We start from the raw sequence: 12,732 nt of genomic DNA on the forward strand, positions 1-12,732 counted from the left end.
TTATTAGTGATGTAAATAAGAAAAGATTCTAGGAGTCTTTTCTTATTACCACAAATATCTTTGAAAGGCTTAGTTTTTATATAATATTTGTCTACATATTAATTGTAATTCTTTTTATTTCATAGGTTTGAGTGTTTATAGAATCTTTTCTTAAGTGAAATTCATTTTATAATGCAATGGCTTATTTGTATAGAGCTTCAAAGACTATACTATGTTAATATCTCTCTTTATGTGAATAACTATTAAATAATTTGAAAAAATACAAATCATAAAAGCACAGCGTATGATTAAAATAGGTATGCGGTGGAATAGTAAGCTACAATTTATATAAATCTTTAAATAGTATTTTTAGATTATTTATAGCGTTTAAGTAATGTGTTTTGGGTTTTATACAATTATTGTCTATATTGAATCTATCTTTATTGTGAGTGATTAAAGGGTTATTTTAGCTTAAAAGTTACAGAATGTGCTAGTTTAAACAAACCAAAAGGTTTGTAAAGATTTATCTTAGAGATTCTATGAAATAAGCTATATCTCTCATGTCATCTTTGCTGTATCGTTGTGCTATTTGATTTTTGACGAATCTTGATTGACCTTCGAATGTTTGGTTTTGATAAGTTCTTAGCTCATCTACTATATCACTTGCTTTCCATGTGTTAATTGGTTTTCTTGTTGCTACTGATGTTTCAGCCTTTTGACCATGACAGCTTGCACAATCTCTTTTGTATAGTTTTTCTCCATTTTCTTTGTTTGCTTGATATGCTCTTGTGCTAGTTGGATTACCAGTGCCAAGCAAGCTATCCACAAAACTTTTTTCTTGTGGTGTTAGATCATCGTTTTCTCTGACTATTTTTATATCTTTTGAACCTAGATTTTTAGAATATTTTTTTAGTATTTCTCTAATTTCTTCCCCAAATTCACCTTTTAGTTCAAAACAAACACATTCATTCGCACTTATAAGATTCATGCTTAGCAAAGTTGCAATTAGTAGTTTTTTCATAGAAGTCCTTTTTAAGTTTGCAATTTTGCCAAAATAATATTTTTTGTTTCATTAAAAGCTACTTTTAGCTAGTGTATTTTATAATTTCTTAACCTGAGTGAAACGAATTTTGTAATTTTAGGGTCCAACATAATAATTGTTTTTAGCTGTATAGATTTCTTTGTGTGTTTGGTATTTTCGTTATTAGTCTCTTAAGTTGAGATGAGAATCTGCCCCTAATTTGAAGCTTATGGCTAAGTTTTTTGAATTTTAGGACCACAATCCTATTATATTCGCTCACTTGGGGGCTATTGTGATTTTTAAGATTTTTTGTAAGTTTTACAAATCATAATACAAAGGTAGTGCATGAAAATAGTGATAGTTGGCAGTGGTGGAAGAGAATACTCAATCGGCTTGGCATTAAGCAGTGAATCTAAAGTTAGCAAGATTTATTTTTATCCCGGAAATGGTGCTACTTGTGAAATTGGGGAGAATCTAGATTGCAAAAATGATGATGAGTTTGTGAGCTTTGTTATAGATAATGATATATCTTTAGTGATAGTTGGACCTGAAGCACCTTTGGTTGATGGTTTAGCTGATAGGTTAAGAGAGAATAATATTTTAGTCTTTGGTCCTAGTAAAAATGCTGCAAGATTAGAAGCCTCAAAGGCATTTATGAAAGAGTTTGCAAAGAGGCACAATATTCCTACTGCAAGATTTTTGCAAACTAGCAGTTATGATGATGGATGTAATTTTATTGATAGTCTGCAAGAGCCAATTGTAGTTAAAGCCGATGGATTGTGTGCTGGTAAGGGGGTTATAATTGCACAGAGTAAAGATGAAGCAAAAAGTGCATTAAAAGATATGCTAGATGGTTCTAGTTTTGGCGATTCTGGTAGGCTTGTTGTTATTGAAGAGTTTTTAGATGGATTTGAGTTATCTGTATTTGCTATGTGTGATGGAGAGGGCTATATAGTGCTTCCAGCAGCACAAGATCACAAAAGGCTATTAAATAATGACAAAGGACCAAATACTGGCGGTATGGGTGCTTATGCACCATCTCCACTAGCTAGTAGTGATATTATTAAAAAAGTTGAGCAAAATATAATTATTCCAACTCTAAATGGTATGAAAAATGAGGGCAATCCGTTTAGCGGAGCGTTATTTTGTGGAATCATGGTTGTAAATGGTGAGCCTTATTTGCTTGAGTTTAATGTAAGGTTTGGAGATCCAGAGTGTGAAGTATTAATGCCACTTTTTGAAAGCGGTCTATTGGATTGCTTTTTAGGTTGTGCAAAAGGAGATGTAAGAAGTGTGAAGTATGCTTTAAGAGAGGGTGTTTGTGTTGGAGTGGTTTTAGCCTCAAAAGACTATCCTTATAAATCATCTAAAGAAACAGAAATAAGCATAGCTAAAAATGATAATAAAAATACATTTATATCATTTGCTGGAGTTAGAAATGATAATGGTAAATTATTGGCAAGTGGCGGTAGAGTGCTTGTGTGTGTTGGTTATGGGCAAGATGTGCTGAGTGCTAGAAATAATGCCTATAATTTAGTAGAAAAGATAGAATTTTCTGGCAAACAATATAGAAATGATATAGCATATCAGGCGTTATAGGGTGTTTTATGAATGTGGATAAAATAGAAGAAATTTTAGCTAGAGAAGAATTTGAAGTAGCTCCAATTTGGAAGAGAGTGTTAGCGTATTTGATAGATGATTTGCTTATCAGTATGGTGCTAATTGGAATTTATTGGGATACTATAATGCAAAATGTAAATGACCCGGAAGCTTTGATATATGTGATTTCTAGCTCGTGGTTTATATTGTATGTAATAAGAGTTGCATATCAGGCTATTTTTGTGAAGATGTATGGTGCTACAATTGGAAAAATGGTGGTAAAGATTCGTATAATTGAGGTCGAATTACTAGATAATCCTAGTTGGAAGCAGTCATTCTTACGTTCATTGCTTAGAGCATTGAGTGAATTTTTAATGTATTTACCATTTTTCTTTGTATTTACAAACGCTATATATCAAAGCTTACATGATAGAATCTCTAAGACTTTGGTAATTAATTTTAGGTAGGCAAGCAATGAATTTAAAGACAATTAGCATAGCTGCATCTATTTTTATGGTATCTAGCCTTTATGCACAACCATCGATAAAGAAATTTAACGAAAACCAACAAGCAGTATTTGAATTTCTAGCTGATGATATGCAATATAGCAAAACACTTGTGATTGGGAAAGGTAATGCAACTGTTATTAATCTTGATTATCTAATTACAGCAGATGAGGCAAATTATGATACTAAAACTGGTGAGATAACACTAATAGGCAATGTAAGTGCTTATAAGGGTAATTCACTATTTTTAAAATCAGATAGCATAAAAATAAAGATGCAGGAGAATTATTCATTTTTAGAGCCATTTTATTTGCAAGATTCTGCTAGTGGTATTTGGGTAAGTGCTGATGAAGCAGAGTTTAATGATACTATTTATAGGACAAGTGATGCTTCTGTTTCATCATGTAGTATAAATAATCCTATTTGGTCGCTAAAGGCAAGTAGTGGCGAGTATGATACACAAAAGGAATGGATGAGCTTATGGAATCCTAGGCTGTGTATTTATAATATGCCAGTTATGTATTTTCCATATTTATCTTTTTCTCTCGGATTTAAGCGAAAGAGTGGGCTACTATATCCTTTATTTGGTAATTCAAGAGATGATGGATTTTTATATTCTCAACCAATTTTTATAGCACCTAGTAATTTTTGGGATATGACATTTGCTCCACAAGTAAGAAGCAAGAGAGGTGCTGGTTTTTATAATGAATTTAGATTTATAGATGATAAAGATGAGATTTTGTGGTTGAATCTTGGGTATTTTGCAAATAAAAAAGACTACCAAGAAAGATATGATTTAGAAAATAGAAACCACTATGGATTACAACTAAAGTATGAACGAAAAGATTTACTAAGCAGCGAGGATTCATATTTCTATGAAGATGGAATGCATGCAGATATTTCTCAAGTATCTGATATTGATTATTTTAGATTGCAAAATAACAATGCAGAAGACAAGACTGATTTACAAGGGAATCTATTAACTTCTAGATTCAACTATTTTCTAAAAAGCGATAGTGATTATATCGGGCTTTATGCTAGATATTATTCAAATTTAGAGCAAAACAGCAATGCAAATACAATTCAAACCTTACCAGAGATTCAGTATCATAGGCAAATAGATAATATTCTTGTAGATGATTTATATTATTCATTTGATTATAAGATTACAAATTATACTAGAAGAGAAGGGTTTAGTGCTACTCAACAGCAAGTATATTTACCATTTATTTATACAAAAGAAGTGTTTGATGATTATTTGAATCTATCAATATCGCCCGTAGTTTATGCTACAGCTGTTGATTATAGCAGGAGTAATTTTGATTCTGGTAGATATGTGAATAATCACTATGTATTTAAGGCAAATACGGATTTGATGAAAAGTTATGACAACTTCGGACATACAATTAATTTAGAGGCTAAATATATAATGTCTGGCTTTGATTATAAAAGTGGATATTTTGATCAGTTTTTTGTCTTGCCCGGTTCTGATGATGAAGTTGAATTAAGTATTTTTCAAAGTTTTTATGACAATGATAATAATCTAAAATTATCACACAAATTAAAGCAATATTATTACTTTATAGATAATGGTGAGAAAATAGGAGAGCTTGAATCTGAATTGGAATATTTTTATGACTATCACTGGAGATTTCTAAGTAGTATATTTTATAACCACACAGAAGCAAGGATTAGCGAAGCAACCCATCAAATTAGCTATACAAATAATGATGAGTTAAGTTTATTTTTTGGACATTTTGTAAGAGAGAGATTTGCAAGAGAAGACTTATCGCAGTGGAGATTTGGCGAGGCTAATTATATAAATGCAGGATTTTATAAGTCGTTTGCTTATTTTGATGTTTTTGCTAATATAGGCTATGACTATAAAGAGGATTATTTTAAGACTTGGAGTGTTGGTATAAATACTCAAGTTAGATGCTTTAAGCTTGGGCTTAAATATGCAAGTGAAGTTTATCCTACTTTGACAACTAGAGGTGTCGAAGCAAGAGATGATAAATATGTGCTTTTAACACTAGAATTAATGCCATTATTAAAAAATGGTCTAAAAATAGGTAGCTAATGATATTGGAAAATTTAAATCACCCAAGTATGAGAGATACTATTTTTGAAGATGAAGATGACGCATTTCAAAAATTAATAAACAATATGCCTCTTTCGTTTTTAAATACAGAAAAAACAATAGTTGTTGGTATATCTTTTAATGGTATTAGATTCGCGTATAATTTATCGCGACATTTAAAAGTTCCTTTTACATTTCTCTTTGCTGCACCAATTTATGCACCAAATAATTCAAATTGTGAAATTGCAATGGTAACAGAGACGCAAGATGTCGTGATCAACGAGCCATTGGTTAAGTGTTTTGAGATAAGTTTGGACTATATTTATGGAGAAGTTCAAAGAATATATGAAGATAAGATGTTGCCTATGATATACCAATACAGAAAGGGCAATCCACCAATCTCGCTTGATGAAAAAAGAGCATTAATAGTAGATATAGGTATAGATAGCGGACTTACTTCAATGGCTGTTATAAAATCAATGATAACGATGCATGCAAAAATTGTAAATTTTGTCTCACCTGTAGCACCACTTGATGTAGTAAAAAACTTGGAAGATGTGACTGATGGAGTGTTTTGTTTTTATAAAACAAACAAATTTGTAGATATAAAATATTATTACAAAACCTATCCAAAAGTAGAAGACAAACAATTAGATGAAATTTTCACGCATATGTAAGGAGAAAATATGAATGAAACAATAATTGGCAATGAATCTTATGTGTTTAATAAGTTTGCAAAGCAAGCAAGTGGAAGTGCATATTTAAAGCAAGGAAACAATGTCCTTTTAGCCACCGTTACAATAGATACACAAGAAATAATAGAAGAAGATTTCTTGCCCCTTACTGTGCAGTATATAGAGAAATCTTATGCAGCGGGTAAGTTTCCCGGTGGCTATGTAAAAAGAGAAGCAAAACCGGGAGATTTTGAAACCCTAACTGCAAGAATCGTAGATAGAAGTTTAAGACCGCTATTTCCAAAAGATTATTGCTATCCTACAAACATAACTATTTTGGTGCTTAGTGCTGATAGTGAAGCTGATTTGCAGATTTTGGCACTCAATGTTGCTTCTGCTGCATTATATGTCAGTGAGATTCCAATATCAAAACCTGTAAATGGAATTAGAATAGGACTTATTGAAGATAATTTTGTAGTTAATCCAAAAACTCTAAATAATAGCACTTTAGATTTGCTTGTAAGCGGAGTTGATAGCGATTTGTTAATGATTGAGATGAGGACATTTGGTGGTAGTCAAAATGGCAAATATACTGCAAATGAATTAAAAGAAGAGGAGCTAACAAGAGCATTAGAATTAGCTAAAAGCGAAATAGAGAAAAAAAGCAATGCAATAAAAGAAGCTTTTTTACCATATAAAAAACAAGAATTGTTTTTTGAGGTATTTAAGAAAAGTTTTGTATGTGAGAGTATAAAAACATATATTGCAAATCATCACTTAGATGAGTTAAAGGGAGTAATAGAGAGCTTATCAAAAACAGAGAGGAATTTGCAACTAAATTTATTTATAAAAAAAATCTTAAACAAATGGAGAGAAGAAAACCCTAAAGACATTGAATCTTTAGAAGAGAGGGTATCACAAAGTGTGATGTCATTGAAGCGGGATATTATTAGAAGCATGATTTTAGATGATAGAAAAAGGGCTGATGGTAGGGCATTAAATGAAGTTAGACCTATAAGCATTGAGACAAATTTCTTGCCAAAGACACATTCTAGTGTTCTTTTTACTAGGGGACAGACACAAGCTTTAGTTGTTGCTACTCTTGGTGGTGATATGGATGCACAAAGTTATGAGCTTTTAACAAGCAAGGGTTTGAAAGAAAAATTTATGTTGCATTATAATTTTCCACCATTTAGTGTAGGAGAAGTTGGTAATATAGGGGCACCAGGTAGGCGTGAGCTAGGACATGGAAATCTAGCAAAGAGAGCATTAGAATGTAGTGTTGAAACAAGTCCATATACAATAAGGCTCGTTTCTGAAATTTTAGAATCAAATGGTTCATCATCTATGGCGACCGTTTGTGGTGGATCTTTGGCGCTTGCTGCAGCTGGGATTCCGTGTAGTAGCTTGATTGCTGGGGTTGCTATGGGACTTGTATGTGATGGTAATAGATATGCGGTTTTAACAGATATTATGGGTTTAGAAGACCATGATGGGGACATGGATTTTAAAGTTGCCGGATCATTAAATGGTATAACTGCCATGCAGATGGATATCAAGCTTGGTGGCTTGAATCTAAACATCTTAAAAGAGGCACTCTCTCAAGCTAAAGATGGCATAAAGCATATTCTAAGCATAATGGAAGAAGCAAGGGAAAAAATTGTGTTAAATGATGGTGTGTTGCCTAGAATGGATAGAATCTTCATAAATCCTAACAAAATTGTAGAGATAATAGGACAAGGTGGACGCACGATAAAAGACATAATAGAACGATTTGGAGTTAGTATAGATTTAAATAGAGATAGCGGTGAAGTGTGTGTTAGTGGAGACAATAAGGAAAAGATCAATAATGCAATAGAGTTTATAAAAGAGATAGCATTAAAAGAATCCGCACCAAAGATAAATCCTGAAGAAGAATATAAAGTAGGTGATAAATATCAAGGTAAAGTAAAGAAAATAGTTGAATTTGGAGCGTTTGTTGAGCTACCAAAAGGATACGATGGGCTATTGCATGTTTCAAAATTAAAAGATAAAAATCAACTATTAACCCTAAAAGAGGGGGATATGCTATCAGTTCAGATTCTTAGCATAAACAAAAACAAAGTAGAGCTATCTTTAGAGGATTAGATCTCTTAGGAGGTTTAGATGCAACAGAAGGTTTAGCTTTTTGTGCATCTTTTTAATTATTTTTTTGTGAGCCTGTGAATTTCTCCATTGTAACGCTTGTGCTTGAGTTTATATCTTTTTTTCTTAGCACTTTGTATATTGTAAGAAAAAATATTTTTAAATCAAGCATGAAACTTACATTATCAACATAATATACATCTAGTTTGAATTTTTCTTCCCATGAGATTGCATTTCTACCATTTATTTGTGCCCAGCCAGTAATCCCAGGCATAACCTCATGTCTCCTTGCTTGCTCTTTAGAATATAGAGACAAGTATTCTGCAAGCAGTGGTCTAGGTCCTATAAAACTCATATCACCCTTTAATACATTAAAAAGTTGAGGTAGTTCATCTAGGCTTGTTTTTCTAATTATTTTGCCAAAGCCTTTTAGCCTAATCTCATCTGATAAAAGCTCCCCATTTTCATCTCTTTCATCACTCATGGTTCGGAATTTATATATCTTAAATATTTTACCATTTTTGCCCGGTCTATCTTGGCTAAAGAGTATTGGAGAGCCTAGTTTGTTTTTAATTAATATAGCTATTGTTAATATTATTGGCAAGAAGCATATTATTAGTATTAATGCAAAGAATCTATCAAGTATTGGCTTTATTATGTGTGGGTAGATTTTAAATGTATTTGTTTCTTTGTCTTCTATTGTGTCATTATATAGCTTTAAATATGAAGCAACTATGGATTCTACACCAAATTCATTGCATATTTTTTCTCTGCTTTTTTTGCCAAATTCTTCTCTTAAATTTTTGTCTTGTATTAGAGTTGTGATTTTTGATTCTAAATCCTTATAGTCGCCTACATTTACTAAAAATCCATTAATCCCATTATCTACAACCTCTCTGCAACCAACTGCATTTGTGGTAACTATTGGCTTTGCCATGCTCCCTGCTTCAAGTAGTGTTCTAGGAATCCCTTCTCTATAACTAGGCAATACAAAAATATCACATATTCCAACAATATCCCTAATATCGTCTCTAACCCCCAAATATCTGACAAAATCAGTGTGCAAAGATTCTTCGTTCATAGCAGAAATATTGCCATTATCAACACCACCAACATATAAAAATACAACATCTTTGTATTTGTTAGTTATTTCTTGTGCAGCTTTATAGTATTCTACTACTCCTTTGTGCTTTATTGCCCTAGCTATCATTAGGATAACGCAAGAATCTTTTGGTATTTGTAAGTTTTGTCTTATTTTGTCTTTCTCATCACTGCTTAGTGGAGAGAATATTTTAGTATCTATACCAGAACCTTTTATTAAGATTGCTTTTTTAGATTCAATAATGCCTTTTTCTACATATAATGTTAAATCATCATTATTTTGAAACAACACTTTGTTTGCTATTTTAAACGAGATTCTATTTAAAGTTTCTATTATTAGTCTTATTATTTCTGTTTTGAAAGTTTTTTGTATATAGAAGCTCCCAAGACCTGTTAGGCTATTTATTATACAATCAAGCTTTGCTAGTTTTGCTGCAAATGACCCATAAATATTTGGCTTTAGCATAAATGTATGGACTATATCTGGCTTTTGCTCTTTTAGTATTTTTGAGATTTCAAGTATTGTTTTTATGCCTGATATTGGATTTAGACTTGCTCTATTTATTTCGTAGCTTATTGCTTCAATTCCGTGTTTTTGAAACTTAAAAAAGCAATCACCATGCGGTATTAGTGCTATTACTTTATGTCCATTTTTTACTAATGCTTCCATTATTGGCAGTCTGAAGTTATATAAGTTGGAATCTGTGTGAGATAGAAATAAAATAGTCAAAGAAATTTCCTTTTTTATACAATTATATCAGAATCTTAAATATGCTATAATCAGCGCATTTTAAATAGGAAAGGTTACATGGAAGAAGAATTTCCAAAAGAAGAAGAGGATTTTTTAAGCAAACCAGATCATGATAGTGTATTGCAAAAAGTATGTGCAAATATAGATGCAAATAATGGTTCTATAAAAGAGCTAAAATATGGTAAAGCCTCTGTTGTGCTAGAGACTAGTAGCAAGATGGTTATGGATAAAACAGGGCTTATACACTCTGGCAATATATTCTCAAGTGCAGCATATAGTGCAATGCTTGCGGTAAATCACCCAAATGCGATAGTAATCGGTGCTGAAGTTAAGTTTCTAGCACCAATAGAACTTGGCAATGAGATTACTTTTAGGGCAGAAACATTACAAGAAGATACAAAAAAGCGTGAGGTAAAGGTCGAAGGATTCGTGCTTGATATAAAGATATTTGATGCAATGTTTTATGTAGCTGTATTTGACAAGCATGTCTTAAGTTTGCATATAGTTAAAGAAATGGAAAAGCGAATGGATTAATTATGAATTTAAAGAAAAAAGTTGATTTACACAATCATACAAGCTTATGTAATCATGCAAATGGCACAATGGAAGAATATGTGCTTAGGGCTATTAAATGCGGGATTGATGTGTTTGGGTTTTCTTGTCATAATCCTATGGACTTTGATAGCAAATATAGAATGAGTTTTGAAGCTTTATCATTCTACTTAGATGAATATGAGCGACTAAGAGAAAAATATAAAGACAAAATTGATCTAAAAATAGGGCTAGAGATAGATTATATGCCAGAATTTTTAGATGATAGAATTTTAAAGCTTGATTTGGATTATAAAATAGGCTCTATACACTTTTTAGATGACTGGGGCTTTGATAATCCACAATTCATCGGTGAATACGCCAAAAGAGATATTAATGATTGTTGGAATAAATATTATGTTAAAACAAAAGAAATGGCACAAAGTGGTCTGTTTAATATAGTCGGGCATATGGATTTACTAAAAGTGTTTAACTATAAGCCAACTTGCGATACAGGTGATATATTAGATGAAGCATTAGAGGCAATTAGAGATTCTAATATGGTCGTTGAGATAAATTCATCTGGGTTTAGAAAAAGCGTAAAAGAGCAATATCCAAGCTTAGAGATTCTAAAAATGTGTAAAAGTAAAGGAATCCAAATTACATTTAGTAGCGATGCACATGAATTAGAGCATATTTTTTACAAAAGAGATGATATAGAAAATATAGCAAGAGAGGCTGGATATAATAAGTGTGTATTTTTTGAAAAAGGTAAAATGAAGTTTGCAGAATTTTAAATCAAATATTAGGTAAAAAAGCGTAAAATTGCCTTCTTTGACTAGCGGAGGGTATATGTCTCTGGTGGGCATCGTGGGCTTCAAACCCATTTGAGTGGATAGGTGTCTATTTGCTGGGGAGTTCGATTCTCTCACCCTCTCGCCATTTTTAGGGTTTTTTTGATGAAATTAGATAAATTAAATAATAAAACAATTATCATTGGTGTTATATTCTTTTTATGGATTTTAGAAATTTTTGGTGCAAGTGGTGCATTAGGTGGATTTGGAGAGGGATACTCTAAGTTACATTATTTTTTATTTGGATATTTGGGTTATGTTTGGTTGTTGGCTTTAGGATTTTGTGTCTATAGAGCTAAAAATATACCAAGTATAAGCGAATTATCCAAGCTTAAATTTACAACGCAAATGCTAGAAAAAGCACTTAGCATCGTTATTTTAGTTCTTACTATTTTATCATTGCAGAGTTTATTTATTGAAGATTCTGGTATTTTTGGTATAGCTTTTAATTCTGTATTACAACCGATAATTGGCAGGATTGGCGTATTTTTTGTAATTATTTTTATGTTTGTTTTTGGTTATGTGCTATGGAGTGGAAAGGGTGCTATTGAGATTTTTAATAATTTCAAAAATGATATTAAAAAAGATTTGCAAAACATTAAAAAGACAAACTCTAAAAGCAAAGAATTTAAACTTAAAACGCAATCTATAGAAGAGATATTTTTACGCATAAAGGCGTTTTTCACACCAGTAGTAAAAGAAAATAAAGATACAAAAGAAATACAAGAAGAAGCCCCAAGAACACTAACTTTAGAAGAATTAATAGAATATGATAAAGAAAATCATGTATTAAGTAGTAATAAGCACGTTAAGTTTGATTTTAGCGATGAATCTGCAAAGATAAGTGAAGTAGAGCAAGAGCAAGAAATAATTAAAGAAGACGATAAAGAAGAGATTCCAACTAGCGTGGATATTAAAGATGATATATCATCGAAAATTAGAGTAATACCAATCCAAGAGGCAAAAAAGCAAGGGTATGATACTTGGCAATTTCAGCTAGATTCAATGGCTACTTTGGAGAAGTTTAAGAATCTTGAACGATATTTACAATCCAAAAATATAGAAGAAGAAACAAGCCCAATCAAGCTTATAAAAGTGGATAAACAGGAAAATTATGCAAGTGAAATAGTGGATATTCCAGATGAAGTCTCAATGCAATATGCACAAGCTAGTAGCACAATAAAAGAAGAAAAACCAAAACAAGTCATTAAATCATATCCTCAAAAACTATATGCAGCAATACCATTTAGCTCATATTATGAAAAGAAGCAAGAACCAAAAGATTGCCTAGTTGCATGTGATGATGAGGTAAATGAGATTTTAAACGCTGTTGCAGACGATTTGCAAAAAGCACACAATCTAACAGAGGAAGTCAAAATCAGTGAAGATGACTATATAGAAAATGATATGCTAGAGATACAAAGTGCTCTAAATAATGAACTACAAGAAGCATCTAATATCATTGAATCTGCAAATAATAATGAAGGCTATGTGGAAAATGAGATAGTGGAA

Annotated in this window: 10 protein-coding genes, 1 tRNA gene and 1 pseudogene; 9 read left to right on the forward strand and 3 right to left on the reverse strand. The window is 31.8% G+C overall.

Annotated features, from left to right (window positions below; genetic code table 11):
• Positions 1–502: 502 nt before the first annotated feature.
• A complete protein-coding gene (locus PF022_RS06615; RefSeq protein ID WP_271021705.1) occupies positions 503–1,000 on the reverse strand; it encodes a c-type cytochrome in 498 nt (165 codons plus the stop codon).
• A 345-nt stretch (positions 1,001–1,345) separates the two neighbouring features.
• On the opposite strand from PF022_RS06615, the gene purD reads away from it, so the two are divergent.
• From purD to PF022_RS06640, 5 genes are read left to right on the forward strand one after another with little or no spacing between them, the layout of a single operon-like run.
• Positions 1,346–2,599, forward strand: coding sequence for a phosphoribosylamine--glycine ligase (gene purD, locus PF022_RS06620; protein WP_271023287.1), 1,254 nt, complete (start codon positions 1,346–1,348; stop codon positions 2,597–2,599).
• Between the two features lie 8 nt (positions 2,600–2,607).
• Entirely contained in the window at positions 2,608–3,066 is a 459-nt protein-coding gene (locus PF022_RS06625) for an RDD family protein (RefSeq protein WP_271021707.1), read from the forward strand.
• A gap of 7 nt (positions 3,067–3,073) precedes the next feature.
• Positions 3,074–5,185, forward strand: coding sequence for an LPS-assembly protein LptD (locus PF022_RS06630; RefSeq protein ID WP_271023288.1), 2,112 nt, complete (start codon positions 3,074–3,076; stop codon positions 5,183–5,185).
• Positions 5,185–5,862 carry a phosphoribosyltransferase family protein gene (locus PF022_RS06635; protein WP_271021709.1) on the forward strand — a complete coding sequence of 226 codons (678 nt, stop codon included), beginning with the start codon at positions 5,185–5,187 and terminating at the stop codon, positions 5,860–5,862. Before PF022_RS06630 ends, PF022_RS06635 begins: the two co-directional genes overlap by 1 nt.
• A 9-nt stretch (positions 5,863–5,871) precedes the next feature.
• Positions 5,872–7,986, forward strand: a complete 2,115-nt coding sequence (locus tag PF022_RS06640; protein WP_271023290.1) for a polyribonucleotide nucleotidyltransferase — start codon at positions 5,872–5,874, stop codon at positions 7,984–7,986.
• A gap of 52 nt (positions 7,987–8,038) precedes the next feature.
• Here the strand turns inward: PF022_RS06640 and PF022_RS06645 are convergent, their stop codons facing one another.
• Together PF022_RS06645 and PF022_RS06650 are read right to left on the reverse strand one after the other, a co-directional pair.
• Entirely contained in the window at positions 8,039–8,653 is a 615-nt protein-coding gene (locus tag PF022_RS06645) for a sugar transferase (RefSeq protein WP_271021875.1), read from the reverse strand.
• Between the two features lie 108 nt (positions 8,654–8,761).
• Positions 8,762–9,814: pseudogene (locus PF022_RS06650) on the reverse strand (glycosyltransferase family 4 protein); the annotation flags it as partial.
• Positions 9,815–9,892: 78 nt separating this feature from the next.
• Between PF022_RS06650 and PF022_RS06655 the strand changes: the two are divergent.
• From PF022_RS06655 to PF022_RS06670, 4 genes are all read left to right on the forward strand, one after another.
• On the forward strand, positions 9,893–10,369 hold the full coding sequence (locus tag PF022_RS06655) for a hypothetical protein (RefSeq protein ID WP_271021711.1): 477 nt from the start codon (positions 9,893–9,895) through the stop codon (positions 10,367–10,369).
• Positions 10,370–10,371: 2 nt separating this feature from the next.
• Complete coding sequence (locus PF022_RS06660) at positions 10,372–11,163, forward strand: histidinol-phosphatase (protein WP_271021712.1); 792 nt, start codon at positions 10,372–10,374, stop codon at positions 11,161–11,163.
• A 46-nt stretch (positions 11,164–11,209) separates the two neighbouring features.
• A tRNA-Sec gene (locus tag PF022_RS06665) sits at positions 11,210–11,308 on the forward strand.
• 17 nt (positions 11,309–11,325) lie between these two features.
• On the forward strand, positions 11,326–12,732 hold a 1,407-nt coding region (locus PF022_RS06670; RefSeq protein WP_271023291.1), incomplete at its 3' end, for a DNA translocase FtsK 4TM domain-containing protein.

It is taken from the genome of Helicobacter sp. WB40 (assembly GCF_027859275.1).
Taxonomy (GTDB): Bacteria; Campylobacterota; Campylobacteria; order Campylobacterales; family Helicobacteraceae; genus Helicobacter_D; species Helicobacter_D ibis.

Bases quoted from the DNA above. Each gene is read 5' to 3' on its own strand.
- PF022_RS06630 (WP_271023288.1), top strand. From the start codon at position 3,074: ATGAATTTAAAGACAATTAGCATAGCTGCATCTATTTTTATGGTATCT.
- PF022_RS06640 (WP_271023290.1), top strand. From the start codon at position 5,872: ATGAATGAAACAATAATTGGCAATGAATCTTATGTGTTTAATAAGTTT.
- PF022_RS06615 (WP_271021705.1), bottom strand. From the start codon at position 1,000: ATGAAAAAACTACTAATTGCAACTTTGCTAAGCATGAATCTTATAAGT.
- PF022_RS06635 (WP_271021709.1), top strand. From the start codon at position 5,185: ATGATATTGGAAAATTTAAATCACCCAAGTATGAGAGATACTATTTTT.
- purD (WP_271023287.1), top strand. From the start codon at position 1,346: ATGAAAATAGTGATAGTTGGCAGTGGTGGAAGAGAATACTCAATCGGC.
- PF022_RS06660 (WP_271021712.1), top strand. From the start codon at position 10,372: ATGAATTTAAAGAAAAAAGTTGATTTACACAATCATACAAGCTTATGT.
- PF022_RS06625 (WP_271021707.1), top strand. From the start codon at position 2,608: ATGAATGTGGATAAAATAGAAGAAATTTTAGCTAGAGAAGAATTTGAA.
- PF022_RS06655 (WP_271021711.1), top strand. From the start codon at position 9,893: ATGGAAGAAGAATTTCCAAAAGAAGAAGAGGATTTTTTAAGCAAACCA.